Annotated in this window: 24 protein-coding genes; 8 read left to right on the forward strand and 16 right to left on the reverse strand. The window is 62.9% G+C overall.

Features of this window, described 5'->3' with window-relative positions:
- Positions 1-117 precede the first annotated feature (117 nt).
- Genes A9513_RS02715 through A9513_RS02730 form a run of 4 tightly spaced genes read left to right on the forward strand, consistent with a single transcriptional unit; the run spans position 118 to position 3,503 of the window.
- Positions 118-1,932: a penicillin-binding protein activator gene (locus A9513_RS02715; RefSeq protein WP_065083912.1), complete on the forward strand. Its 1,815-nt coding sequence runs from the start codon at positions 118-120 to the stop codon at positions 1,930-1,932.
- Positions 1,929-2,306 carry a YraN family protein gene (locus A9513_RS02720; protein ID WP_024764054.1) on the forward strand — a complete coding sequence of 126 codons (378 nt, stop codon included), beginning with the start codon at positions 1,929-1,931 and terminating at the stop codon, positions 2,304-2,306. Before A9513_RS02715 ends, A9513_RS02720 begins: the two co-directional genes overlap by 4 nt.
- Before the next feature lie 28 nt (positions 2,307-2,334).
- Entirely contained in the window at positions 2,335-2,928 is a 594-nt protein-coding gene (locus tag A9513_RS02725; protein ID WP_017518113.1) for a phosphoheptose isomerase, read from the forward strand.
- A complete protein-coding gene (locus A9513_RS02730) occupies positions 2,925-3,503 on the forward strand; it encodes a BON domain-containing protein (protein ID WP_017518114.1) in 579 nt (192 codons plus the stop codon). Before A9513_RS02725 ends, A9513_RS02730 begins: the two co-directional genes overlap by 4 nt.
- 53 nt (positions 3,504-3,556) lie before the next feature.
- Here the strand turns inward: A9513_RS02730 and A9513_RS02735 are convergent, their stop codons facing one another.
- The 7 genes from A9513_RS02735 to rplM all read right to left on the reverse strand — a co-directional run bounded on the left by A9513_RS02735 (position 3,557) and on the right by rplM (position 8,352).
- Positions 3,557-3,961 (reverse strand): ClpXP protease specificity-enhancing factor, encoded by a 405-nt coding sequence (locus tag A9513_RS02735; protein WP_024764052.1) that lies wholly within the window; start codon positions 3,959-3,961, stop codon positions 3,557-3,559.
- A gap of 11 nt (positions 3,962-3,972) precedes the next feature.
- On the reverse strand, positions 3,973-4,590 hold the full coding sequence (locus tag A9513_RS02740) for a glutathione S-transferase N-terminal domain-containing protein (RefSeq protein ID WP_024764051.1): 618 nt from the start codon (positions 4,588-4,590) through the stop codon (positions 3,973-3,975).
- A gap of 93 nt (positions 4,591-4,683) precedes the next feature.
- On the reverse strand, positions 4,684-5,466 hold the full coding sequence (locus A9513_RS02745; RefSeq protein WP_065083913.1) for a cytochrome c1: 783 nt from the start codon (positions 5,464-5,466) through the stop codon (positions 4,684-4,686).
- Entirely contained in the window at positions 5,466-6,677 is a 1,212-nt protein-coding gene (locus tag A9513_RS02750) for a cytochrome bc complex cytochrome b subunit (RefSeq protein WP_024764050.1), read from the reverse strand. Before A9513_RS02750 ends, A9513_RS02745 begins: the two co-directional genes overlap by 1 nt.
- Positions 6,677-7,267 (reverse strand): ubiquinol-cytochrome c reductase iron-sulfur subunit, encoded by a 591-nt coding sequence (gene petA, locus A9513_RS02755; protein WP_024764049.1) that lies wholly within the window; start codon positions 7,265-7,267, stop codon positions 6,677-6,679. The genes A9513_RS02750 and petA overlap by 1 nt, the downstream gene beginning before the upstream one ends.
- Before the next feature lie 249 nt (positions 7,268-7,516).
- Complete coding sequence (rpsI, locus tag A9513_RS02760) at positions 7,517-7,909, reverse strand: 30S ribosomal protein S9 (RefSeq protein ID WP_017518120.1); 393 nt, start codon at positions 7,907-7,909, stop codon at positions 7,517-7,519.
- Positions 7,910-7,923: 14 nt separating this feature from the next.
- Entirely contained in the window at positions 7,924-8,352 is a 429-nt protein-coding gene (gene rplM, locus A9513_RS02765; RefSeq protein ID WP_015475857.1) for a 50S ribosomal protein L13, read from the reverse strand.
- 246 nt (positions 8,353-8,598) lie between these two features.
- Here rplM and A9513_RS02770 point away from each other — a divergent pair, with 246 nt between their 5' ends.
- Positions 8,599-9,636, forward strand: a complete 1,038-nt coding sequence (locus tag A9513_RS02770; protein WP_024764048.1) for an NADP(H)-dependent aldo-keto reductase — start codon at positions 8,599-8,601, stop codon at positions 9,634-9,636.
- A 61-nt stretch (positions 9,637-9,697) separates the two neighbouring features.
- On the opposite strand, the gene A9513_RS02775 is transcribed toward A9513_RS02770, so the two are convergent.
- On the reverse strand, positions 9,698-10,843 hold the full coding sequence (locus tag A9513_RS02775; protein WP_169888205.1) for an acyl-CoA dehydrogenase family protein: 1,146 nt from the start codon (positions 10,841-10,843) through the stop codon (positions 9,698-9,700).
- Between the two features lie 252 nt (positions 10,844-11,095).
- Here A9513_RS02775 and A9513_RS02780 point away from each other — a divergent pair, with 252 nt between their 5' ends.
- Together A9513_RS02780 and A9513_RS02785 are read left to right on the forward strand one after the other, a co-directional pair.
- Complete coding sequence (locus A9513_RS02780; RefSeq protein WP_162484002.1) at positions 11,096-11,995, forward strand: GlxA family transcriptional regulator; 900 nt, start codon at positions 11,096-11,098, stop codon at positions 11,993-11,995.
- A 91-nt stretch (positions 11,996-12,086) separates the two neighbouring features.
- Entirely contained in the window at positions 12,087-13,052 is a 966-nt protein-coding gene (locus A9513_RS02785) for a hypothetical protein (RefSeq protein WP_065083915.1), read from the forward strand.
- A gap of 141 nt (positions 13,053-13,193) precedes the next feature.
- Here the strand turns inward: A9513_RS02785 and zapE are convergent, their stop codons facing one another.
- The 3 genes from zapE to A9513_RS02800 all read right to left on the reverse strand — a co-directional run bounded on the left by zapE (position 13,194) and on the right by A9513_RS02800 (position 16,410).
- The gene (zapE, locus tag A9513_RS02790; RefSeq protein WP_065083916.1) at positions 13,194-14,288 is read right to left on the reverse strand and encodes a cell division protein ZapE; all 1,095 of its coding nucleotides are present in this window, start codon (positions 14,286-14,288) and stop codon (positions 13,194-13,196) included.
- 94 nt (positions 14,289-14,382) lie between these two features.
- The gene (locus A9513_RS02795) at positions 14,383-15,723 is read right to left on the reverse strand and encodes a tryptophan--tRNA ligase (RefSeq protein ID WP_024764043.1); all 1,341 of its coding nucleotides are present in this window, start codon (positions 15,721-15,723) and stop codon (positions 14,383-14,385) included.
- Positions 15,724-15,783: 60 nt separating this feature from the next.
- The gene (locus tag A9513_RS02800; RefSeq protein ID WP_038803239.1) at positions 15,784-16,410 is read right to left on the reverse strand and encodes an alpha/beta hydrolase; all 627 of its coding nucleotides are present in this window, start codon (positions 16,408-16,410) and stop codon (positions 15,784-15,786) included.
- 139 nt (positions 16,411-16,549) lie between these two features.
- On the opposite strand from A9513_RS02800, the gene A9513_RS02805 reads away from it, so the two are divergent.
- Positions 16,550-16,990, forward strand: coding sequence for a YhcB family protein (locus tag A9513_RS02805; RefSeq protein ID WP_045209602.1), 441 nt, complete (start codon positions 16,550-16,552; stop codon positions 16,988-16,990).
- Between the two features lie 61 nt (positions 16,991-17,051).
- Here A9513_RS02805 and A9513_RS02810 read toward each other — a convergent pair whose 3' ends face one another.
- The 5 genes from A9513_RS02810 to cysD all read right to left on the reverse strand — a co-directional run bounded on the left by A9513_RS02810 (position 17,052) and on the right by cysD (position 24,157).
- The gene (locus A9513_RS02810) at positions 17,052-19,508 is read right to left on the reverse strand and encodes a TonB-dependent siderophore receptor (protein ID WP_065083917.1); all 2,457 of its coding nucleotides are present in this window, start codon (positions 19,506-19,508) and stop codon (positions 17,052-17,054) included.
- A 103-nt stretch (positions 19,509-19,611) separates the two neighbouring features.
- Positions 19,612-20,592 (reverse strand): FecR domain-containing protein, encoded by a 981-nt coding sequence (locus A9513_RS02815; RefSeq protein WP_024764040.1) that lies wholly within the window; start codon positions 20,590-20,592, stop codon positions 19,612-19,614.
- Entirely contained in the window at positions 20,589-21,095 is a 507-nt protein-coding gene (locus tag A9513_RS02820) for a sigma-70 family RNA polymerase sigma factor (RefSeq protein ID WP_089285807.1), read from the reverse strand. The genes A9513_RS02815 and A9513_RS02820 overlap by 4 nt, the downstream gene beginning before the upstream one ends.
- Before the next feature lie 233 nt (positions 21,096-21,328).
- Positions 21,329-23,227: a sulfate adenylyltransferase subunit CysN gene (gene cysN, locus A9513_RS02825; RefSeq protein ID WP_065083919.1), complete on the reverse strand. Its 1,899-nt coding sequence runs from the start codon at positions 23,225-23,227 to the stop codon at positions 21,329-21,331.
- 12 nt (positions 23,228-23,239) lie between these two features.
- Complete coding sequence (gene cysD / locus A9513_RS02830) at positions 23,240-24,157, reverse strand: sulfate adenylyltransferase subunit CysD (protein ID WP_037009793.1); 918 nt, start codon at positions 24,155-24,157, stop codon at positions 23,240-23,242.
- Between the last annotated feature and the right edge of the window lie 194 nt (positions 24,158-24,351).

The raw sequence follows: 24,351 nt of genomic DNA on the forward strand, positions 1-24,351 counted from the left end.
CTCACCGGAAGTGTCGGAAAAGACGCATTGTATCCCGATTCCGCCAGCCGCCATCGCGTCCCCCTTGCCGCTTCGGTACAATCGGCAGTTCTTTGAATGCGTCACGAGAAGCCCGATATGATCGCTCGCCTGCGTCCGCTATCCGCTCTGTTCCTGGCCGGCATGCTCGCCGCCTGTGCGTCCTCCCCGTCGTCCACTCTCGGCGAACTGCCGCGCACCCCAGACGCCAGCATCGAACAGCTGCTGCAGCAGGCCTCCACCGCCAAGCCAGATGAAGCCGCAGTCCTGCGCCTTTCCGCCGCCGATCAGGCCTACAAGCAGAAAGATCTTGGCCGCTCGACGCAGATCCTCGACCAGATTCCGCTGGAAAGCCTGAAGCCCGCCCAGCAGGTCTTCGCCAGCACCCTGCGCGCCCAGCTCGAACTGGCGCGCAACAAGACCAAGGCCGCCCTGAAGGCTTTCGACCATCCCAGCTTCCAGCGCCTGAGCGAAATGCCCGTGGACCTGCAGGCGCGCGCCGGCATGGTCAAGTCACTCGCCCTGGCCGCCGACGGTCAGGCCCTGAGCGCCGCCCGCGAACGCGTCTTCATCGACCCGCTGCTCAATGCAGAGGCGAGCAAGGCCAACCACGAGGAGATCTGGAAACTGGTTTCCAGCCTCCCACTCGAGCAGATGCAGGCCAGCAGCAACGAAGGCGACCTGAACGGCTGGCTGGAACTGGCGCGCATCACCAAATCCTCGTCAACCCTCAAAGAACAGCAGTCGAACATCGACAACTGGGTCGCGCAGAACCCCGACCACCCGGCCGCCAAGCAATTGCCCGACGCGCTGACCAAGCTGAAATCCCTGGCTGCCCAGCCGCTGAACAAGATCGGCCTGCTGCTGCCCCAGCAAGGCCAGTTGGCCTCCGTCGCCCGCGCCCTGCAGGACGGCTTCCTCGCCGCCCACTACCAGGCCCAGCACAACGGCGGCCAGCAGCCGGATATCAAGCTCTACGACAGCACCCAGGTACGCTCGCTGGATGAGTTCTACCGCCAGGCCCAGGCCGACGGCGTGCAACTGGTCGTTGGGCCGTTGGAGAAGAACCTGGTCAAGCAGATGAGCAGTCAACCGCAACTGCCTATCACCACCCTGGCCCTGAACTACGCCGATGGCAATCAGGAAGGCCCTGCCCAGCTGTTCCAGTTCGGCCTGTCCGCCGAGGACGAAGCCCGCGAAGTCGCCAACCGCGCCTGGAACGACGGCATGCGCCGCGCCGTGGCCCTGGTGCCGCGCGGCGAATGGGGCGACCGTGTACTCGCCTCGTTCAGCCGCAACTGGCAGGCCGCCGGCGGCACCCTGATCGCCGCCGAACACGTCGACCAGCCCGTCGAACTGGCTCGCCAGATCGCCGACCTGCTACAACTGCGCCAGAGCGAAGGCCGCGCCAAGCGCCTGCAGGGCGTGCTCGACAGTAGCGTCGACACCCAGCCGTCGCGCCGCCAGGACATCGATTTCATCTTCCTCGCCGCCCCCCCTCAGCAGGCCCGCCAGATCAAGCCGACCCTGGCCTTCCAGTACGCTGGCGACCTGCCGGTCTACGCCACCTCCAACCTGTACACCGGCGTAAACAATCCGGCGCAGGACCAGGACCTGAACGGCATTCGCTTCTGCGAAACCCCCTGGCTACTGAACCCCAACAACGCCCTGCGCCAGCAGGTCGCAGCGCAGTGGCCGGCCGCCAACGGCAGCCTCGGCCGCCTGTACGCCATGGGCGCCGACGCCTACCAACTGGCCCCGCGCCTGCCGGAGCTCAAGGCGGTGCCAAGCATGCAGCTAGATGGCCTGACCGGCACCCTGAGCGTCAGCGCCAGCCAGCGCGTAGAGCGCCGCCTGCCCTGGGCAGAGTTCAAGAACGGCCAGGTCCAGCCGCTGGAGAACAGCGGTATTTGATCGGCAACAGCCCTACCCAGAAGGCCGGGCAGCGAGCCGAAGCCGCCGCCCTGGCCCACCTGCAACAGCATGGATTGAGCCTCCTGGCTCAGAACTGGACGTGCCGCCGAGGCGAGCTCGATCTGGTCATGCTGGACGGCGATACAGTAGTATTCGTCGAAGTTCGCTCCCGCCGGCATTCTGCCTGGGGAGGAGCACTGGAGAGCGTGGACATGCGCAAGCGTCAACGCCTGGCCATTTCCGCTGAACTCTTCCTGCAACAGAACGCCCGCTGGAGCAGCCACCCCTGCCGGTTCGACATCGTCGCCATCGACATTCGCACCCCCAGCTCCGCAGGGCACTTGAACTGGATTCCCAACGCTTTTGACACCTGATCAGACGCCCGACGAAAGGTCACACCTGATGGACATGCAATCCCGTATCCGCCAGCTCTTCCATGCCAGCATCGAGACCAAGCAACAGGCTACCGAGGTGCTCATCCCGCATATCGAGCAGGCCAGCATGGTCATGGTCAATGCCCTGCTGAACGAGGGCAAGATTCTCTCCTGCGGCAATGGCGGCTCCGCTGGCGACGCTCAGCACTTCTCCTCCGAACTGCTGAACCGCTTCGAGCGCGAACGCCCGAGCCTGCCGGCGGTCGCCCTGACCACCGACAGCTCGACCATCACCTCGATCGCCAACGACTACAGCTACAACGAAGTCTTCTCCAAGCAGATCCGTGCCCTGGGCCAACCGGGCGACGTGCTGCTGGCGATTTCCACCAGCGGCAACTCGGCCAACGTCATTCAGGCGATCCAGGCCGCACATGATCGCGAAATGGTTGTCGTAGCTCTGACCGGCCGCGACGGCGGCAACATGGCATCATTGCTGCTGCCCGAAGACGTGGAGATCCGCGTTCCGGCCAAGGTCACCGCACGCATCCAGGAAGTCCACCTGCTGGTCATCCATTGCCTCTGCGACCTTATCGACCGTCAACTGTTCGGGAGTGAAGAATGACCCGCACCCCTCTGATCGCAGCCGCACTGGCCGTGACCATGGCACTGGGTGGCTGCAGCAGCTTCGTCAGCGCCACCCGCGACAAGCCGATCGACGATGACAAGGGTACCCGTACCCTGGGCAGCAAGATCGACGACTCACTAATCGAAACCAAGGTGGCGGTGAACGTCGCCAAGGCCGATCCGGACCTCGACCGCAATTCCCACATCGTGGTGATCAGCTATAACGGCGTGGTACTGCTCGCCGGCCAGACTCCGCGAGCCGACCTGAAGAACAAGGCCGAGCAGGCCGCCAAGGAAGTGCAGAAGGTCAAGACCGTGCACAACGAGCTGCAGATCCTGCAGCCCTCTTCCCTGGCCGCGCGCAGCAACGACACCTGGCTGACCACCAAGATCAAGAGCCAGATGCTCGCTGACGCAAACGTGCCGTCCACCCGCATCAAGGTGCTGACCGAGAACGGCATCGTCTATATGCTCGGCCTGGTGACCCGCAAGGAAGGCGACCTGGCCACCCAGGTGGTCCAGGGCGTGGACGGCGTGCAGAAGATCGTCCGCCTGTTCGAGTACATCGACTGACCGGGCCATTTATTGCAGGCATGAAAAAGGCGACCCTCGGGTCGCCTTTTTTATCACTTCACCACCTTGAGACTCGGGCGGCCACTGGGGCGTGGCGGCTCGTCGGACGGGCCGTCATCCGGCAGCTCCTCGTCATCGGTGGGCACCGGCGGCTCCAGATCGAACACCATGCCTTGGCCGTTCTCCCGCGCATAGATGGCCATTACAGCCTGAGACGGGATGTACAGACCCTGGGCAACACCACCGAAGCGACCCTCGAAGCTGACCGCCTCGTTGTCCATCTGCAGGTGGCGCACAGCGGTCGGGGAGACGTTGAGCACGATCTGCCCGTCGCTGGCATAACCCGGCGGCACCCGCACGCCGGGATACTCGGAATTCACCAGGATATGCGGCGTGCAGCCGTTATCGACGATCCACTCATAAAGGGCTCGCACGAGGTAGGGACGACTGGAGTTCATCATCGGGCTCCTTAGCGCATATCACGTTCGATAGAGGACAGGCTGGCACGGAAAGTTTCCCGTGCAAACTGACGCTCCATGTAATCCAGCAGGGGCTTTGCCGGCCGCGGCAGCTCGATGCCCAGGATCGGCAGTCGCCAGAGGATCGGCAGCAGGCAGCAATCCACCAGGCTCAGCTCGTCGCTGAGGAAGAACTGCTTGTCGGCGAACAGCGCCGATACACCCGTCAGGCTCTCACGCAATTCCTTGCGCGCCAAGGCGCGTTCGGTGTCCTTGCGGCGGGTATCGAGGATTCTATCCACCAGACTGCACCAGTCGCGCTGGATGCGATGCATCAGCAGACGGCTGTTCGCGCGGGCCACCGGGTAGACCGGAAGCAGCGGCGGGTGCGGATAACGCTCATCGAGGTACTCCATGACCACCGTCGACTCGTAGAGCGCGAGATCGCGATCCACCAAGGTCGGCAAGCTGCCGTAGGGGTTCACTTCAGCGAGTTTGGCCGGGATATTGCCGGCAGGGACGTCGATGATGTCGGCAACGACGCTCTTCTCAGCCAGCACCAGGCGTACGCGATGGCTGTAGTGGCAGGCAGGATCGGAGAAGCAGGTGAGCTTGTTGATAGCGGCCATGCCGCGCGCCTCCTCGCAGGACTTTCTTGTGGGAGGTAGAAAAACGCACGCGCGCCCCGTAGGGCGCGCGCTTGTTACTACGACGGATGGTGCTTAGTGCACGTCCTTCCAGTATTCGCGCTTGAGCAGGTAGGCGAACACGAAGAAGAAGGCCAGGAACAGCAGGACGTAGGTGCCGATGCGGTGGGAGTCCAGCTTGTTCGGGTCAGCCGAATAAGCCAGGAAGGTCACCAGATTCTTCACCTTCTCGTCGAACTGAGCCTCGGTCAGCTGACCGGTCTTCGGAACGACGGTCAGTTGGTCGCAGGCCTCGTGGGTCAGCGGGGTACCGGTCAGAGGATCGTACTGCTTCTTGCCATCCTCGACGACCTGAACCTGCTTGCAACCGACGACCTGGCGGCCCTGCAGGCTCACCAGCACGTTCGGCATGCCGACGTTCGGGAAGACCTTGTTGTTCACGCCCCACGGACGCTTGGGATCTTCGTAGAACGAACGCAGGTAGGTATATAGCCAGTCGGCGCCACGCACGCGGGCTACCAGGGTCAGGTCCGGCGGAGCAGCACCAAACCATACCTTGGCGTCAGCAGGCTTCATGCCGATGTCCATGTGGTCACCGATCTTCGCACCGGTGAACACCAGGTGGCTCATCATCAGCTCTTCCGGAATACCCAGATCACGACCAACACGCTCATAACGCTGGAACTTGGCGCTGTGACAGCCCATGCAGTAGTTGGCGAAGGTACGCGCGCCGTCCTGCATGGCGGCCTTGTCGGTCAGGTCGATATCGACCTTGTCGAGGGCCGGGCCATGGCCTTCGGCAGCGAAGCAGAAGACGGGCAGCAGAGCCAGAACAAATGCAGCGAATTGCTTTTTCATCAGCCAGTCACCCTTTCCGGAACCGGTTTGGTTTTCTCCATCCGGGTGTAGAACGGCATCAGGATGAAGAAGGCGAAATACAGAATGGTGCACAGGCGGGACAGCGTGGTGCCCAGCGGCGACGGCGCTTGCGAGCCGTAGTAGCCGAGAACGACGAAAGACACCGCAAAGATGACCAGCCAGATCTTGCTCAGCCAGCCTTTGTAGCGGATCGAGCGAACCGGGCTACGGTCCAGCCACGGCAGCACGAACAGCACGGCAATAGCGGCGCCCATGGCGATGACACCCATCAGCTTGTCCGGAACGGCGCGCAGGATGGCGTAGAACGGCGTGAAGTACCAAACCGGAGCGATGTGATCGGGGGTCTTGAACTGGTTCGCCATCTCGAAGTTGGGCTTCTCAAGGAAGAATCCGCCCATTTCCGGGAAGAAGAAGATCACGGTGCAGAAGACAAAGAGGAAGACCACGACACCGACGATATCTTTAACGGTGTAGTACGGGTGGAACGGGATGCCATCCAGCGGGATACCGTTCTCGTCCTTCTTCTTCTTGATGTCCACACCGTCAGGGTTGTTCGAGCCGACTTCATGCAACGCCAGGATGTGCAGCACGACCAGGCCAAGCAGGACGATCGGCAGGGCTATCACGTGCAGGGCAAAGAAGCGGTTCAGGGTGATGCCGGAGATCAGGAAGTCACCGCGGATCCACTGGGATAGATCTTCGCCGACCACCGGGATCGCACCGAACAGCGAGATGATCACCTGGGCGCCCCAGTAGGACATCTGCCCCCAGGGCAGCAGGTAGCCCATGAAGGCCTCGGCCATCAGGGCGAGGTAGATCAGCATGCCGAAGATCCACACCAGCTCGCGCGGCTTCTGGTACGAGCCGTACAGCAGGCCACGGAACATGTGCAGGTAGACGACCACGAAGAACGCCGATGCACCGGTGGAGTGCATGTAGCGGATAATCCAGCCGTAATCCACATCTCGCATGATGTACTCGACGGAGGCGAAAGCCTCTTCCGCCGACGGGGTGAAGCTCATGGTCAACCAGATACCGGTGAGGATCTGGTTAACCAGGACCAACAGTGCGAGGGAGCCGAAGAAGTACCAGAAGTTGAAGTTCTTCGGGGCGTAGTACTTGCTCAGATGGTCTTCCCACATCTTGGTCGCGGGGAAGCGGGCATCGACCCAAGCCATGAACTTGTTCATCAGGCTTTCTCCTGGTCCACACCGATGGTCAACTCATCACCATCCAGCGTATAGGGCGGAATCGGCAGGTTCAGAGGCGCAGGCTGCCCCTTGTAAACGCGGCCGGCGAGGTCGTAATGGGAGCCGTGGCAGGGGCAGAAATAGCCACCCTTCCAGTCCGGACCGAGGTCAGCAGGGGCGACTTCCGGGCGGAAAGTCGGCGAGCAGCCCAAGTGGGTGCAGATACCGACGATCACCGCCAGCTCAGGCTTGATCGAGCGAACCTTGGGATCGACGTAAGCGGGCTGCTCCGAAGCCTTCGACTCGGGGTCGGCCAGTTGCCCTTCGAGCGTCGGCAGCGCGTCCAGCATTTCCTTGGTGCGGTGCACCAGGAACACCGGCTTGCCGCGCCATTCGGCCACGACTTGCTGGCCCGGCTCGATCTTCCCTACGTTGACCTTAACCGGCGCGCCAGCGGCCTTCGCCTTGGCACTGGGGAACCATGACCCCACGAACGGGACCGCAGCTCCGACCGCTCCTGCCGCACCTACCACCGAAGTGGCCGCGACAAGGAAGCGACGCCGGCCTGCATTCACGCCGTCATTACTCATTCAGTCGTCTCCCATCAGCTTCAAGCCTGTTCAAATCAGGCTTTTAAGTAAAAATTCGAGCCGCGCAAAAAATTCGCCAAATGGTAAAGAAAAGCCCTTGTGATGACAAGGTAATAGCCTGTCACACAACCCCTGAAACCCTTGAACGACGCGGCCTACGCGGATGCGACACCTTGCCGCACGAACTTATTGAAGACATAAAAAAACGCCCAGTCCAAAGGATCTGGGCGTTTTTTTCGAAGCGTCGTATTAACGCTTGGAGTACTGCGGACGCTTACGCGCTTTACGCAGACCGACTTTCTTACGTTCAACTTCGCGGGCATCACGAGTGACGTAGCCGGCTTTACGCAGCGGACTGCGCAGGGTCTCGTCGTACTCGATCAGTGCGCGGGTGATACCGTGGCGGATTGCACCAGCTTGACCGCTTACGCCACCGCCAACGACGGTCACGTAGATATCGAACTTCTCGGTGTTCTCGGTCAGCTCGAGCGGCTGACGAACAACCATGCGAGCGGTCTCACGACCGAAGAACTGCTCGATGGAGCGGTTGTTGATGGAGATCTTGCCAGTGCCCGGACGCAGGAAGACGCGAGCGGTAGCGGTCTTACGACGGCCAGTGCCGTAATTTTGAGTCGCCGACATAATGAGCTATCCCGTTAAATCTTCAGTTCTTGAGGCTGCTGAGCGGTGTGCGGGTGGTTGGCACCCTTGTACACTTTCAGCTTGCGGTACATGTCGCGGCCCAGCGGGTTCTTCGGCAGCATGCCTTTGACGGCAGTCTCGATAACACGCTCAGGAGCCTTGGCGATCAGCTTCTCGAAGTTGATCGACTTGATACCGCCCGGGAAGCCCGAGTGATGGTAGTACATCTTGTCGGTAGCTTTGGCGCCAGTGACACGAACCTGCTCGGCGTTGATCACGACGATGTAGTCGCCGGTGTCAACGTGCGGGGTGTATTCCGGCTTGTGCTTGCCGCGCAGGCGGGTAGCAATCTCGGTAGCCAGACGACCCAGGGTCAGGCCAGCAGCGTCGACGACGAACCAGTCGCGCTTAACAGTTTCTGGTTTCGCGGTATAAGTTTTCATTCGTTATAGCCTCAGGGGCCGCCTGAAAATAAGACGGCGAATCTTACTGGACAGTGGTTGCCTTGACAAGTCAAGGACAGCCGAAGACAGACACGAATTGGGGCTCGGGTCGGTGTGCGTCCGTAACGACTAGATGTATCAATCGGCAGGCTTTGGCATCCCCCACCGATGAAAGGCTGCGGAATTATGCAGATTCCGGCAGAATTTTCAACTGTATGACGCACTTGTTTTCATGAGGAGACCCGCATGGAGTACCGCCCGCTCGGCCGCACCGAATTGAAAGTCAGCGCCCTCTGCCTGGGAACCATGACCTGGGGCGAGCAGAATACGCAGGACGAGGCTTTCGCCCAGATCGAGCGGGCCAAGGCCGCCGGTCTGAATTTCATCGATACCGCCGAGATGTACCCCGTCCCGCCACGTGCGGAAACCTACACCCGCACCGAGCAGATCATCGGCAACTGGTTCGCCCAGCGCGGTGATCGCACCGATTGGGTACTGGCCAGCAAGGTTGCCGGCCCCGGCAACTCCATCAGCCACATCCGGGACGGCCAGCCAAAACTCGATCGCAAGAACATCGTGGCGGCACTGGATGGCAGCCTCAAGCGCCTGCAGACCGACTGGATCGACCTCTACCAACTGCACTGGCCCGAGCGCAGCACCAATTTCTTCGGCCAACTGGGCTACCAGCACAAGGAAGAGAGCTTCACCGCGCTGGAAGACACCCTGGAAGCACTCGACGAGCAGGTCCGCGCCGGCAAGATCCGCCATATCGGCCTGTCCAACGAAACGCCCTGGGGCACCATGCGCTTCCTGCAGATCGCCCAGGAGCGAGGCTGGCCACGCGCAGTGTCGATCCAGAACCCCTACAACCTGCTCAACCGCAGCTTCGAGGTGGGCCTGGCGGAAATCGCCATCCGCGAGCAGATCGGTCTGCTGGCGTACTCGCCCCTGGCCTTCGGCATGCTCTCGGGCAAGTACTTCGGCGGCGCGCGCCCGGCCAATGCGCGGATCACCCTGTTCAGCCGCTTCACCCGCTATACCAATCCGCAGACCGCCAGCGCCTGCGACCGCTATGTAACCCTGGCCCGCGAGCATGGCCTGGACCCGGCACAGATGGCTCTGGCCTTCGTCACCAGCCGACCGTTCGTGACCAGCAACATCATTGGCGCGACCAACCTGGAGCAACTGGAGGCCAACCTCGGCAGCTTCGACCTCAAGCTCTCTGACGAGATACTGGCCAGCATCGAGGCGATCCACAAGGATCAGCCGAATCCGGCACCCTGACCGCGCGCAAAGAAAAAGCCCGGCAATCGCCGGGCTTTTCTCTTGCCGCTGCCGCTGCCGCTTACAGCGCGCGAGCGATGATTTCCTTCATGATCTCGTTGGTGCCTGCATAGATGCGCTGCACGCGCGCATCCGCCCAGGCGCGGGCGATCGGGTATTCCCACATGTAGCCATAACCGCCATGCAGCTGTACGCATTCATCGAGCACCTTGCACTGCAGGTCGGTGGTCCAGTATTTGGCCATGGCCGCTGTCGGCACATCCAGCTTGCCTTCCAGGTGCTGCTCCAGGCAGCGATCGACGAAGACACGCCCCACCTGCACCTCGGTGGCGATCTCGGCCAGCTTGAAACGGGTGTTCTGGAAGTCCGCCACGGACTTGCCGAAAGCCTTGCGCTCGCGGGTGTATTCCAGCGTCCACTTCAACGCTGCCTCGGCCGATGCCAGGGCGCCGAGGGCGACCGTCAGGCGTTCCTGGGGTAGCTCCTGCATCAGGTAGATGAAGCCCTGTCCTTCCTTGCCCAGCAGGTTCTCCTTGGGGATACGCACGTCCTGGAAGAACAGCTCGGAGGTGTCCTGAGCCTTCATGCCCACCTTTTCCAGGCGCTTGCCCTTGCTGAAGCCCGGTGTGCCGGCTTCCACCAGGAACAGGCTGGTGCCCTTGGCGCCGGCCTTCGGATCGGTCTTGGCGACCACGATCACCAGATCGGCCAGCCAGCCGTTGGTGATGAAGGTCTTCGACCCATTGATCACGTACTCGTCGCCGTCCAGTACAGCGGTGGTCTTCACGCCCTGCAGGTCGGAGCCGGCACCCGGCTCGGTCATGGCGATCGCAGAGACCATCTCGCCGGAGATCAGCCTGGGCAGGTAGCGCTGCTTCAATTCCTCGCTGCCGTAATGAAGGATGTACGGAGCGACAATGTCCGAGTGCAACGAGAAGCCAATGCCGGTCAGCCCGAGACGGCCGATCTCCTCGATCACCACCGCGCTGTAGAGGAAGTCCGCCGCCATGCCGCCATACGCCTCGGGCAGGTGCGAGCAGAGCATTCCGGCCTCCCCGGCCTTGTTCCACAGTTGACGGTCGATATGGCCGTCCTTTTCCCACTGGGCGTGAAAGGGCACCGCCTCCTGTTCGAGGAACTTGCGGACGCTGTCGCGAAACAGTTCGTGATCGGAACTGAACAGGGTTCTGGGAATCATGCGGTGCACCTGCGAATCGGTTGTAGGAATTATTGGAAGGCCGACTGTAGGCCAGCCCGAACCGCTCTGCACTGGACACTTTCGCCAAAAAATAAGACGATCCAGCCGCATCATGACCGCTTTAGCGTCATGCAAAGACATCCATAAGAAGTACAAGAATCGATGCCCAATTCAGTTTCCCAGGTGCTGCGCCGCGTCAGCATCCTCGCCACCCATGGCGTCTTCGGCTCCACCCTGATGCAGGCCAAGGACTTCTTCCACATGGCCGCCCTGCGCCACGGCCGCCAACAGGGCCTCGGCCTGCAGCCCAGCTTCGAGACCCGCATCGTCAGCCCCGACGGCCAGCCGGTAATGAGCTTCAGCGGCGACCTGCTACCGGTGCACGGCGCCCTGGACGAGCCGGAACTGATCATTCTCCCCGCCTTCTGGGGCGACTTCGACGAACTGCTGACCCTCTACCCACAGGTAACGGCCTGGCTGCGCGAGCGTCACGCCGCCGGCTGCGTGCTCTGCGGTGAGGTCTCGGGGGTGTTCTGGCTCGCCGAGGCGGGCCTGCTGGACGGCAAGGAAGCCACCACCTACTGGCGCTTCTTCCGCGAGTTCGCCGAGCGCTACCCCAAGGTACTGCTCAACCAGGACAAGCACATCGCCGACGCTGACAACATCTACAGCGCTGGTGGCCTGACGTCGGTGCGCGACCTGTACATCTACCTGATCGAACGCTTCTGCGGCGCCACCGTCGCCCAGGGCGTGGCCCGCGACATTCTCTACGAGGTGCAGCGCAACTACACGCCAGGGCGCCTGGGCTTCGGCGGACAGAAACTGCACCACGACCCGGCGATCCTGCAGATCCAGCACTGGCTGGAGGAGCACTTCTCCGACAAGTTCCGCTTCGAGGATGTGGCCCGCGAGCACGGCATGAGCATCCGCAACTTCATGCGGCGCTTCCAGGCGGCGACCGGCGACAAGCCACTGCACTACCTGCAGCGTCTGCGTATCGAGACCGCGCGCAACCTGCTGTCCACGACCCGCAAGAGCATCAAGACCATCAGTTACGAGGTCGGCTACGACGACGCCAGCTTTTTCGCTCGGCTTTTCCGCCAGCACACCGGGCTGTCGCCGAATCATTACCGGCGCCAGTACGAGCAGAAGGAAGGCTGAAACAGGCCATCCCTAGGATGGGTTCACGGACTCGGGGGCGGCCCTATGATCGGGGCAGCTTCCGACAACAAGAACTTCACGGGATATCGCCATGCGCCGCTTTCTGCTTGCCCTCCTGACCGTCTTCAGCCTCAACGCTGTGGCGGACGACACCTGGAAACCCTTCCCCTACGACCAGAAAGCCTTCGACTACAGCGGCGACAAGCTGCGCGAGGCTTGGCCGCGACTGACCCGAGGCTTCGGCGCCAACTACCCGTTCCCGGACGCGGACTGGGTAGTGACCATGGCCACCCGGCATCCCGAAGCCCTGGAGAAGACTGTCGCCGCCGGCACCGGTTTCAGCGGCAAGCCGGAAGAAGCACAGGTCTACGCCGAGAAGCTGCAGGACGTGTGGCGCAAGGTGTTCCGCGGCGACTTCGCCCAGGCCAAGAAGGACGGCCTGGCATTGGGTGTCGGCGGCCAGGTGCCGGGGATGTTCGCCCAGGTGCTCTACGCCATGTTCCTCGCACCGAACCAGGACGATAAGCAACGCCTGCTGGAAGAAGTGATCAGCTACACCGACGAAGCCGGCCCGCTGCTCAACGCCGACCCCATCGCCCAGTTCGGCCGCGCCTACGCCAAGGCTCGCCTGGCAGAGGACCTGCCGGTGCCGGTGGTGCTCAAGCGCGGCTACACCAGCGAGATTCCCAAGGAACTGGACGCCCTGCTGGCGAAGCAGCCGAACCAGCCGTTCGCCCTGGCACTCTACGGTGGCTACGAAGCCGGCGTGATCCGCAAGGTCGGCAAGCTGGTGGGCAAGATGACCTACGGCGTCAGCGCGGACAAAATGGAGCAGTACTTCGCCCGCTCCTTCCGCGCCGCCGACGACCTGCCTATCGGTCACTACGAGTACGCCAACGCGCTGGGTTATGTGTACGGCGAAGATGAACAGCAGAAGGCGCTGGAGCAGCTGAAGAAAGCGGTGGCAATCAAGCCGATCAATGCCATGGAGGCGCTGGAAGTCGCCCACGCCCAGCAACTACTGAAGAAAGCGCAGCAGGAGATGGCCCAGCGCTGACTGGTTTTGTAGAAGCCGGCCTGCTCGCGAACCGCCCAGCTTCCGTGCTACCGGCAAAATGTTCGCGAGCAAGCTCGCTCCTACAGAAGAACCAGAACAAAAAAGGCTGCCCAAAGGCAGCCTTTTTCATTCACCGAACCGTCAGGGACGGTGCGGGCGACTCAGGTATTCGTGGGACTGCATTTCCAGCAGGCGGCTCAGGGTGCGCTGGAACTCGAACTCCAGGCGGCCACCGGTATACAGGTCCTTGAGCTCCACCTCGGCGGAGAGGATCAGCTTGACGTTGCGGTCGTAGAACTCGTCCACCAGGTTGATGAAGCGGCGCGCCATGTCGTCCTTGGCCACGCCCATCTGCTCGACGTTGGAAATCAGGATCGCGTGGAAGATCTTCGCCAGCTCGATGTAGTCGTTCTGGCTGCGCGGGCCATCGCACAGCTCGCGGAACTCGAACCAGGCCACGTCATCGCAGGTGATGCGCGCGCGGATTTCGCGGTTCTCGATCATCAGCGCGTCATCGCGGGTCGCTGCAGCGCACTCCGGGATCAGCGCCTTGAAGTCGCGGGTCATGGCCTGGTCGGCCTGTTCGGACAGCGGCCAGTGATACAGCTCGGCCTGTTCCAGGGCGCGCAGGCGGTAGTCCACGCCGCTGTCGACGTTGACCACTTCGGTGTACTTCTTGACCAACGCGATGGCCGGCAGGAAGCGGGCGCGCTGCAGGCCGTCCTTGTAGAGGCCATCCGGCACGATGTTGGAGGTCGCCACCAGGCTGACGCCGTTCTTGAACAGCTCTTCCAGCAGGGTCGCGAGGATCATCGCGTCGGTGATATCGGAGACGAAGAATTCGTCGAAGCAGATCACCCGGGCCTCGTCGGCGAATCGCTTGCCGATGATGGTCAGCGGGTTCTTCTCGCCCTTGAGGGTTTTCATTTCCTCGTGGACGCGCTTCATGAAGCGGTGGAAGTGCGTGCGCATCTTCTGCTTGAAGGGCAGCGCTTCGAAGAAGGTGTCCACCAGGTAGGTCTTGCCGCGGCCGACGCCGCCCCAGAAATACAGGCCCTTCACCGGCTCCTGGGACTTCTTGCCCAGCAGTTTGCCGAACAGCCCGGACTTGCCCTTGTCGGCGGCGACCAGGTCGTCGTAGAGGCGTTGCAGGTGCTTCACGGCGTTCGCTTGCGCGGCGTCGTGGAAGAAATCGGGGCGTTTGAGGTCTTCCTGGTAGCGCTGAAGAGGCGTCATGATCGGTAGCAAGGCAACGAAAACGGGGGCGCACACTTTAGCGGCGCCCCCGTTTCTTGGCAATTGGCCGGTAGTCGGACCGGCCTGCGGCGCCTCACTCCTGTGGAGCGAGAGCCTCGCGCAGACGCTGCATGGCGGCGTCGCGCTCTGCGTCGGTGGAGAACTCCGGGCTGTACGCCACGGCTTCGCCATCCAGGCGCACGCTGAAGGCGTTCAGTTCGGCGTGCAGATCCAGTTCCTCGGACTGCAGGCGCTTGGTCACCTGGCCGGCGGCCTTGCCGTCGGCGAAAGTGATGGAGAGCAACAGTTGCTCGCCAGCGGCATCCAGCAGGCGGAAGCGGAAGCCATCGTCCTCACGGAAGCTGACGAAGCGCGCCGCCTTGGCAGCTTTCTTCTTGCCTTCGGTCACCACCTGCACCTGCTCGCGGAACGAGCGCAGGCCCACGGCCTCGCGCAGCTCGCCGAGGAACGGAGTGGCAATGCGGCGGGCCTTGGCGGCGCCAGCCAGGAGAATGTCTTCCAGATCCGCCGGACGGGTAATCAGCGCGTGGTAACGCTCGCGGGCCTCGCCCAGCTCGTTGTCGAGCAGTTCGAACAGGCGCTGCTTGGCCTCGCCCCAGGCCAGGCCGCCGAGCAGTTCGGCGCGAAACGCGGCCTGTTGCTCGTGGGTGGAGAACGCCTGGTATAGGGTGAACAGGTGGGAGTTGTCCGGGTCCTTCGGCTCGCCCGGCGCGCGGGAGTCGGTGACGATGCGCGCCACGGCGTCCTTGAGCTGCTTGGCGCTGCCGAACAGCGGGATGGTGTTGTCGTAGCTCTTGGACATCTTGCGACCGTCCAGGCCCGGCAAGGTCGCCACGTCTTCCTCGATCACCACTTCAGGCAGGGTGAACAGTTCCTTGCCGTTGCCGAACAGGTGGTTGAAGCGCTGGCCGATGTCGCGGGCCATTTCCACGTGCTGGATCTGGTCGCGGCCGACCGGCACCTTGTGGGCGTTGAACATCAGGATGTCCGCGGCCATCAGCACCGGATAGCTGTACAGGCCCATGGTGACGCCGGCGTCCGGGTCTTCGCCGGCCTCGACGTTCTTGTCCACCGAGGCCTTGTAGGCGTGGGCGCGGTTGAGCAGGCCCTTGGCGCTGACGCAGGTGAGCAGCCAGGTCAGTTCGGGGATTTCGGGAATATCGGACTGGCGATAGAAGGTCGCCTTGTCAGCATCCAGGCCGCAGGCCAGCCAGGTGGCGGCGATTTCCAGACGCGAACGCTGGATGCGCGCCGGGTCATCGCACTTGATCAGCGCGTGGTAGTCGGCCAGGAAGTAGAAGGAATCTGCCTGCGGATCGCGGCTGGCGACGATGGCCGGGCGGATGGCGCCGGCGTAGTTGCCCAGGTGCGGAGTACCGGTGGTGGTGATGCCGGTCAGGATACGGGTCGTCATGGGAATCCAGGAATCAACACAAATGAAATGGCGGGCCGGATGGTAACGCGGCTTGGCGGCCTAGGCGAGCCGGGCCTGTATCAGGTCCTTGAGCTCGATCAGCTTGCCGTGGAAGAAATGGCTGCACTCGGGGATGCGGATCAGTTCGTGGGGCTTGGTGAGCTCCGCACTCCAGGCGTACACACGCTCGGGCGTGACTACTTCGTCGGCTTCGGGCTGGATCACCGTCAGCGGGCAGCGCTCGGGCAGGTCGACATCGAAGCGCTCCACCGGCGGCGCCAGCATGAACAGCTGTGCGAGTTCTGCGCCCTGCTCTTCCAGGCGCCCGGCAGCATTGCCGGCCACGCAGGAGCCGAAGGAGAAGCCCATCAGCGTCAGCGGCAGGCCCGGATGCTGCCCGGCCAGCCAGTGCGCGACGGCCAGCACGTCGTCGATTTCACCGCGGCCTTCGGCGTAACTGCCGGCGCTCTGACCCACGCCACGAAAATTGAAACGCAGGGTGGCGTATCCTGCATCCCGTGCGGCGCGTTGCAGGGTGGCGACCACCTTGTTCTGCAGGGTGCCGGCGAACAGCGGGTGCGGATGACAGATCAGCGCGACGCCCTTGGCATCAGGCGTGGCGAGGTGCAGGGCTTCCAGTTGGCCCTCGGGGCCATCGAGGAACAGGGGGATTTCGCGGGTGGTCAAACAACAGCTCCGTGACCCCGTGGCGGGTCGTCTCGTCTAGCTCAATACCTGCGCAGGCGGCGAAGCATTCGCCACGGTATACAAGCACAGGTGCAAGCCGCTAACGTAAAGCAAAGCCGTCTATAGAGGAAGGATTCGCGTGGAACAGTCCCTCACCACCTGGTTGCTGCCGCTACTCGCCCTGATCGTCGGGGTCGGCATCGGCTTTCTGATCGCCCGCCTGCTGCCCAACGCCGCGCCCAACAAGCTGCAGCGTCAGGTGGACGACATGCAGGATCGTTTCGATAGCTACCAGCGCGAAGTGGTGACCCACTTCAGCACCTCCGCCAGCCTGATGAAGAAGCTCACCCAGAGCTATCAGGATGTGCAGGAGCACCTGTCCGAGGGCGCCGAGCGCCTGGCCCTGGACGAACAGACCAAACAGCGCCTGCTGGCCGCCCTGCACGCCGACGAATACCCCGAGCGCCGCGAGCGCCTGACCCCGCCGGCGAACAACGAAGCGCCGCGCGACTATGCGCCCAAGACCGGCGACGGCCCGGGCACCCTGGACGAGACGTACGGGCTGAAAAGCAAGTACTGAGGTCTCCGCGCCAAGGAAAAAGCCCCGCCGATGCGGGGCTTTTTCATTCATGCTGCCAGAACTACCAGCGGAAGGTCACGCTCCCCAGCAGCGAGCGCTCTTCGCCCCAGTAGCAACGCCCGGCGTTGTTGCAGCCGGCGACGTATTCCTTGTCCAGCAGGTTCTTCGCATTCACTTCTGCGGACCAGTGCTCGTCTAGCTGGTAGCCGACCAGGGCGTCCACCAGGGTCACGTCGCCGGTATCCAGCTTGCCGTACAGCGATGCCGGGGTGTAGGCGAAGGTGCTGTCGAAGTGCCTCACGCCGCCACCCACACGAAACCCCTTGAGATAGCCGTCGAGGAAGCGGTAGGTACCCCAGGCCGACGCCTGGTTGCGCGGCACGCCGGTAATCTGGTGGTCCTCCAACAGTGAACCGGGGGCATCCTTGGTAATCCGCGAATCAGTGTAGGTATAGGACGCCGTCAGGCTGAGATTTTCGGTGATGTCGCTGTTGACCTCCAGCTCCAGCCCCTTGGAACGGCTTTCACCCACCTGCCGGTAGTCGCCGACCGTGCTGTCGTAGATCACATCGTCGGTCTTGCGCAGATCGTAGACCGAGGCGGTCATCGAGGTATTCCAGCCCTTGGGCTCGTACTTCACGCCCACCTCGTACTGCTCGCTGGTCGTCGGGTCGAGAGTGCCCGATTTGCTCGACGTCTGCTGGGTCGGAGCGAAGGCGGTGGAGTAGCTGGCATACGGCGACAGGCCATTGTCGAACTGGTACATCAGGCCCGCCTGCCAGGTGAAGTCATGGTCCCAGTAGTCCAGGTCTGCCAGCCCGTTGGTGGTGCCGGCGCGGTTGCGGTACTGGCTGTTGACCTCGTCAAGGCGCCCGCCCAACAGAGCGACCCAGTTGTCGTAGCGGGTCTGCAACTGGCCGTAGAGGCCATACATCTTCTGTTCCAGCAGCGCGTCCTGAACATGGATCGGCGTGCTTGGCTTGACTGTCCACACCGGGTCAAACACGTTCACCGAACCGCCGGCACCGGCGTCCCAGTCCTGGTTGAATGAAGTACGGTCGAAACTCGCGCCCACCAGCACCGTGTTGGCCAGCTCGCCGGACTGGAAGTGCCCCTCGAACTGGTTGTCCAGCGAGTAAGTCATCGACTTGTTGTAGCGGTCGTACGCCGTGTTGTTGACGTTGGTACCGAAGCCAGCGTTGTTCAGGCTCCCCGGCCACATTTCGCGGCGGTCGATACGCGACTGCATGTAGCGTGAGTTCTGGCGGAACTGCCAGGTATCGTCGATCTGGTGGCTGAACTCGTAGCCCAGGGTCCAGGCTTCGCGCTCGAACCTGTCCCAGTCCGGGTTGCCCGACAGCGTGTCCTTGTCGATCTTGCCATTGGGGTTGTGCAGCAGCGTGCCGGCCGCCGGATAGCCCAGCTCCATCAGCGTGCGGTCGCGCTGGTAGGTAGAGAGCAGTGTCAGAGTGGTGGCATCGTCGAAGTTGAAGGTCATCGATGGCGCGATATAGATGCGGTCATCCGGCTGGTGATCGACCTGGGTATCGGCGTCGCGGCCGAGCATCACCACGCGACCGAGAATGTTGCCTTCATCGGTCAGCGGGCCGGAAACGTCCACGCCCAGCTGCTTGCGGTCATGGGACCCGTAGGTGAGTTGGACCTCGCCGCGCGGGTCGGCGGTGGGCCGCTTGCTCACCAGGTTGACGATGCCTCCGGGAGCATTTTCCCCGTAGAGGATCGAGGTCGGCCCACGAAAGACCTCGACGCGCTCCAGGCCATAGGGCTCGCTGGTGGTGTCGTAGCGATTGCCCTGCACCCGCAAGCCATCGCGCAGCAGGCCATAGCCCCAGTCGGTGGCATTGAAGCCGCGGATAAAGAACAGATCGCCGGCCAAGCCATCACCGGCAGCGAACGGCGGGGCGAAGATCCCCGGCACATAGCCCAGCACATCGGTCAGCGTCTGCGATTGCTGATCGACCATGCGCTGGCGGGTCACGACGGAGATCGAGCGAGGTGTCTCCGCCAGGGAAGTGCTGGTCTTGCCCGCCGTGGAGCTGACCTTGGCGTTGTAGCCGTTGTCGTCCAGTTGCTCGGCGCCGGTACCGCTACCGATGATCGAGGTCGAATCCATCTGCAATACGGTACCGTTCGGGTCCGGTTGCAGGACGTAGCCGCCGGACGCCTGCGGCACTGCCTGCAGGCCTGTGCCATCGAGCAGCAACGCCAGGGCGCGCTCGATGCTATAGCGACCATCAAGCCCCTTGCTGGTCTTGCCGGCGGTCAGATCGTTGTGGCCAACCAGGTAGATGCCAGCCTGGCCGCTGAACTGGTTGAGCGAGGCCGCCAGGGCCCCCGGAGCGATGTGGTATTCGCGCAGAACAGCCTGTTCCGTGCCCGAAGCCGCTTGAGCCGACTGAATCGGGTTCAGCGCAACGAGGCTGCACAGCGACAACGAGATGGCCAGCGCCAGCGGCCGCCGGACGAAGGGGCGCGAGGAGGAAATGAGCGAATGCATGGAATTCCCTGGTTCGGTGCAGTGGGTAAAAGTACGTTTCTGAGGAATGACCGAACGGGGAACTGAAAAGGGAACCGAGGCGGAAAGTTTTTTTCGTGAGACGTCAGACGGACTCGATGCTCACCCACCACGGTGTCAGGCGCTGGACCTTGACCGGCAATGCCGCTGCCAGCAGGCGCAGCGCCTGGTCACTGTCGTCCAGGGGGAAGGCCCCCATCACCGGCAACTGCGCGACTGCCGGATCACAACCCAGGTAGCCGTGGCGATAACGGCCCAGCTCTTCGACCAATTGCCCCAGCGACATGTTCTCGGCGGTGAGCACGTGGCGTACCCAGGAATCCCCTGCCGTCTGTGCCGGCAACACCTCGCCGATGGCGATGCGCGTGAAGTCAGCGCGTTGGCCGGCTTCCAGTACTCGCTTCTCGCCACTCTCCGCGGTGCGGATTTCCACTGCGCCGGTGTAGACGTTGAGGCGCGTAGAGTCGCCCAGTTGCCTGACCGCAAAGCGCGTGCCCAGTGCGCGCAGACGCCCCTGCTCGGTATCGACAAGGAAGGGCCGGTGCGCGGCATCCCTGGCGGTGTCCACCAGCACTTCGCCGAAACGCAGCCGCAACAGGCGCTGGTCCGGACCGAAGTCGGCATCCACCGCACTGATCGCCGCCAGCCAGAGATGGGTGCCATCGGCAAGGATAGCCTCGCGAGTCTCGGCAGTACTGGTGCTGTAATCGGCACTCCATCCTTGCACCAACCTCGGCAACGCGGTACTGCGCCAGGAGCCCCAGCCGAGCAGCAGGCCGCCGCTGAGCACCAGCAGTCCCTTGAGGCCCTGGCGACGCGAGAGCTGGCGCTCGCCACTGGCCTTGAGCACCCGCCCCGCCAGCTGTCTTTCCCCCTGTAGCGGTGCGAATCGTTGGCCTATGCGCTCGACGTAGTGCCAGGCGGCCTGGTGCTCGGCGTGCAGGTCGAGCCATTGGCGCCATTGCGCATGGAGTTGCACGCTGGGATTTTCATCCTGCAGCAGCACGTACCAGTTCGCCGCCTGCTGCAGGCTGGCGTGGCTGAGCTTGTCGTCGCGACCGTTCACTCCACCAGCACTCCGTCCAGCTCGGCTTCCAGCACCGCGCAGTGCAGGAACGCCTGGGCGAGATATTTCTTCACCATGCGCTCGGACACCCCCAGCTCCACAGCGATTTCCCGGTACGGCAAGCCATCGATCTGCGCCAGCAGGAAGGCCCGGCGAGCTCTGGCGGGCAGACGCAGAAGCATCGCGTCCACCTGCTGCAATGTTTCCAGGATCAGCGCCAATTGTTCAGGAGACGATTGCACCGCCTCGGGCTGGGCGGCCAAGGACTCCAGCCACGCCTGCTCCAGCTGCAGGCGGCGCCACTGGTCGATCACCAGGCCGCGGGCAATGGTCGCGAGGTAGGTGCGCGGTTGCTCGAGATACACCGCGACGCCCTTGGCACGCACCGTGAGCACGCGCAGGAAAGTGTCCTGGGCGAGGTCGGCGGCACGCTGCGAGCAGCCCGTCTTGCGACGGATCCAGCCTTGCAGCCAGCCATGGTGATCGGCGTAGAGGCGGTGCATGTCGTGATCCGCGAGTTGTGTACGACCCAGTAGCGACACCACCGCACCTGCCATTCAGCAAATAATAATCAGTCGCATTATATGCAGGTATCGATCAACGGCAATAGCCATCTGCCAGCGAAGGCTTTGCGCATGACAATCGACCGGGCCGCCCGCCACAGCGGCTCCCACAAGAACGTCAGGCATGAAAAAGCCCCGCAGGTGCGGGGCTTCTTCAGTTCAGCGCTGTGCGATCAGATCGCGCCGCGCTGGCGCAGCAGGTCGAGGACCGCCTTGACGCCCTCTTCCACCGACTGGCTCTGGGTGTCGATCACCAGATCGGCATCCAGCGGCACATCGTAGGGGAAGGACTCGCCCGGGATGTTGTCCTGGCCGGCGGCGTACAGGCCTTGCGGGTCGCGTTCGCGGCAGACCTGCGGGGAAGCCTGGACGTAGACGGTGATGAAGCGCTCGGCTCCGATCAGCGCCTTGGTCTGCGCGCGGCCTTCGGCGCTCGGGGCGACGAAGGCGCACAGGCTGATCAGGCCGGCTTCGTTGAACTGCTTGGCCACATGGGCGGTACGCTGCCAGTTCTCGTTGCGACCGGCGCGGTCCTGCGGCAGGCCCTTGTTGAGGTCGTGGCGCAGGTTCTGGCCGTCCAGCACATAGACCGCGCGACCCATGTCGAACAGCTTGCGCTCCACCGCATAGGCCAGGGTGCTCTTGCCGGCGCCGGAGAGGCCGCTGAACAGCACAGTAGCCGGCTGCTGGCCGAATCGCGCAGCACGCTCTTCACGGGCTACATGGCCGTTGCTGTGGTGGACGGAAGCCCCCTGCCCGGCCTGCGGCGCGGCGACAATCATGCCGGCGCCGACGGTGCCGTTGGTCAGGCGGTCGACCACGATGAAGGCACCGGTGGTGCGATTCTGTTCGTAGCCGTCCAGCGCGATCGGAGCATCCAGGCTGACCTTCACGCGGGCGATCTCGTTGAGCTTGAGTTCGCTGGCGGCGGTCTCTTCCAGGGTGTTCACATCCACCTTGTGGGTGATGCTCGGGATCGAGCCCGGGACATAGCTGGTGGCGCGCTTGATGTCGTACTTCTTGCCCGGCAGCATCGGCTCTTCGGCCATCCATACCAGCATGGCGTCGAAGCCGTCGGTGACCTGCGGACGGTTGTCGGCATGCACCAGCATGTCGCCGCGGGAGACGTCGATCTCGTCTTCCAAGGTCAGAGTGATGGCCTGGCCCGGACCTGCCTGCTCCAGCTCACCTTCGTAGGTGACGATGGACTTGACCTTGCTGCCCTTGCCCGACGGCAGGGCAATGACTTCGTCGCCTTTGCGCACGATGCCGCTCGCCAGGGTGCCGGCGAAGCCACGGAAGTTCAGGTTCGGACGGTTGACGTACTGCACCGGGAAGCGCATGTCGTCGAGGTTGCGGTCGCCCGCGACTTCCACGGTCTCGAGGATTTCCATCAGCGACTGGCCGGTGTACCACGGCGAGCGCTCGGACTTGTTGACCACGTTGTCGCCCTTCAGCGCCGACATCGGCACGAAGTGCAGGGAATTGGTCTTGAGGTTGATCTTGTCGGCGAACTGCAGGTAGTCGGCCTTGATCTGCTCGAACACGCCCTGGTCAAAGCCCTTGAGGTCCATCTTGTTGATGGCGACGACGATGTGCTTGATGCCCAGCAGCGAGGCGATGAAGCTGTGCCGGCGGGTCTGGGTCTGCACGCCGTAGCGGGCGTCGATCAGGATGATGGCCAGGTCGCAGGTGGAAGCACCGGTAGCCATGTTGCGGGTGTACTGCTCATGGCCGGGGGTGTCGGCGATGATGAACTTGCGCTTGGCGGTGCTGAAGTAGCGGTACGCCACGTCGATGGTGATGCCCTGCTCGCGCTCGGCCTGCAGGCCGTCGACCAGCAGCGCCAGGTCGACGTCATCGCCGGTGGTGCCGACTTTCTTCGAGTCGCGGGTGATGGCCTCGAGGTGGTCCTCGTAGATCATCTTGGAGTCGTGCAGCAGGCGCCCGATCAGGGTGCTCTTGCCGTCGTCGACGTTGCCGCAGGTGAGGAAGCGCAGGAGTTCCTTGCGCTCGTGCTGGGCCAGGTAGGCGAGGATGTCCTCGCTGATCAGATCGGATTGATGCGACATGGTGCGAGAACCTTAGAAGTAGCCCTGACGTTTCTTTTCTTCCATCGAGCCGGCGGCATCATGGTCGATGACCCGGCCCTGGCGCTCGGAAGTCCGCGTCAGCAGCATTTCCTGGATGATTTCCGGCAGCGAAGTAGCGGTCGACTCCACCGCGCCGGTCAGCGGGTAACAGCCCAGGGTGCGGAAACGCACCATCTTCTTCTGGATGCTGGCCTTCTGCTCGGGCGTGAGGTGCTCGAGGATGCGTTCGTCGTCGATCATGATCAGCGAGCCGTTCATCTCGATGACTTCGCGCTCTTCGGCGAAGTACAGCGGAACGATCGGGATCTGCTCGAGGTAGATGTACTGCCAGATGTCCAGCTCGGTCCAGTTGGAGAGCGGGAAGACGCGGATCGACTCGCCCTTCTTCACCTTGCCGTTATAGACGTTCCACAGTTCCGGACGCTGGTTCTTCGGGTCCCAGCGGTGCTTGCTGTCGCGGAACGAGTACACCCGCTCCTTGGCGCGGGATTTCTCCTCGTCGCGGCGGGCACCACCGAAGGCGGCGTCGAAGCCGTACTTGTCGAGCGCCTGCTTGAGGCCCTCGGTCTTCATGATGTCGGTGTGCTTGGCGCTGCCGTGGGTGAACGGGTTGATGTCCTGCGCCACGCCATCGGGATTGATGTGGGTAATCAGGTCCAGGCCGTATTCGCTGACCATCTTCTCGCGGAAGCGGTACATCTCCTGGAATTTCCAGCGGGTGTCGACATGCATCACCGGGAACGGCAGCTTGCCGGGGAAGAAGGCCTTGCGCGCGAGGTGGAGCATCACCGCGCTGTCCTTGCCGATCGAGTACAGCATCACCGGGTTGTCGAATTCGGCGGCGACCTCGCGGATGATGTGGATGCTCTCGGCCTCCAGCTGTTTCAGATGCGTCAGTTTGTCGACCATGGCTACTCACGGAATTGCTTATGGACGGCCGGCGGGCCGTAGACGAGCGCGCACTCTATCACAGCGCAAGGCTCTAACCGGCGGGCGGGTTATACCGAAAAAATATACTTATATAGCCATACGCGCTCAGTCACCCTCAGCGCTTCGCGCCCGCCGACGAGGTGTTTGAGGAAGGCCCTGAACTCCATTTCATC

This window comes from Pseudomonas sp. AU12215, from assembly GCF_001675465.2.
GTDB lineage: Bacteria > Pseudomonadota > Gammaproteobacteria > Pseudomonadales > Pseudomonadaceae > Pseudomonas > Pseudomonas nitroreducens.

What these genes read in the sequence shown, in the direction of transcription:
- A9513_RS02715 (WP_065083912.1), top strand. Translation starts at nt 118, where the DNA reads ATGATCGCTCGCCTGCGTCCGCTATCCGCTCTGTTCCTGGCCGGCATG.
- A9513_RS02725 (WP_017518113.1), top strand. Translation starts at nt 2,335, where the DNA reads ATGGACATGCAATCCCGTATCCGCCAGCTCTTCCATGCCAGCATCGAG.
- A9513_RS02730 (WP_017518114.1), top strand. Translation starts at nt 2,925, where the DNA reads ATGACCCGCACCCCTCTGATCGCAGCCGCACTGGCCGTGACCATGGCA.
- A9513_RS02735 (WP_024764052.1), bottom strand. Translation starts at nt 3,961, where the DNA reads ATGAACTCCAGTCGTCCCTACCTCGTGCGAGCCCTTTATGAGTGGATC.
- A9513_RS02740 (WP_024764051.1), bottom strand. Translation starts at nt 4,590, where the DNA reads ATGGCCGCTATCAACAAGCTCACCTGCTTCTCCGATCCTGCCTGCCAC.
- A9513_RS02745 (WP_065083913.1), bottom strand. Translation starts at nt 5,466, where the DNA reads ATGAAAAAGCAATTCGCTGCATTTGTTCTGGCTCTGCTGCCCGTCTTC.
- A9513_RS02750 (WP_024764050.1), bottom strand. Translation starts at nt 6,677, where the DNA reads ATGAACAAGTTCATGGCTTGGGTCGATGCCCGCTTCCCCGCGACCAAG.
- petA (WP_024764049.1), bottom strand. Translation starts at nt 7,267, where the DNA reads ATGAGTAATGACGGCGTGAATGCAGGCCGGCGTCGCTTCCTTGTCGCG.
- rpsI (WP_017518120.1), bottom strand. Translation starts at nt 7,909, where the DNA reads ATGTCGGCGACTCAAAATTACGGCACTGGCCGTCGTAAGACCGCTACC.
- rplM (WP_015475857.1), bottom strand. Translation starts at nt 8,352, where the DNA reads ATGAAAACTTATACCGCGAAACCAGAAACTGTTAAGCGCGACTGGTTC.
- A9513_RS02770 (WP_024764048.1), top strand. Translation starts at nt 8,599, where the DNA reads ATGGAGTACCGCCCGCTCGGCCGCACCGAATTGAAAGTCAGCGCCCTC.
- A9513_RS02780 (WP_162484002.1), top strand. Translation starts at nt 11,096, where the DNA reads ATGGCCGCCCTGCGCCACGGCCGCCAACAGGGCCTCGGCCTGCAGCCC.
- A9513_RS02785 (WP_065083915.1), top strand. Translation starts at nt 12,087, where the DNA reads ATGCGCCGCTTTCTGCTTGCCCTCCTGACCGTCTTCAGCCTCAACGCT.
- zapE (WP_065083916.1), bottom strand. Translation starts at nt 14,288, where the DNA reads ATGACGCCTCTTCAGCGCTACCAGGAAGACCTCAAACGCCCCGATTTC.
- A9513_RS02795 (WP_024764043.1), bottom strand. Translation starts at nt 15,723, where the DNA reads ATGACGACCCGTATCCTGACCGGCATCACCACCACCGGTACTCCGCAC.
- A9513_RS02810 (WP_065083917.1), bottom strand. Translation starts at nt 19,508, where the DNA reads ATGCATTCGCTCATTTCCTCCTCGCGCCCCTTCGTCCGGCGGCCGCTG.
- A9513_RS02820 (WP_089285807.1), bottom strand. Translation starts at nt 21,095, where the DNA reads ATGCACCGCCTCTACGCCGATCACCATGGCTGGCTGCAAGGCTGGATC.
- cysN (WP_065083919.1), bottom strand. Translation starts at nt 23,227, where the DNA reads ATGTCGCATCAATCCGATCTGATCAGCGAGGACATCCTCGCCTACCTG.
- cysD (WP_037009793.1), bottom strand. Translation starts at nt 24,157, where the DNA reads ATGGTCGACAAACTGACGCATCTGAAACAGCTGGAGGCCGAGAGCATC.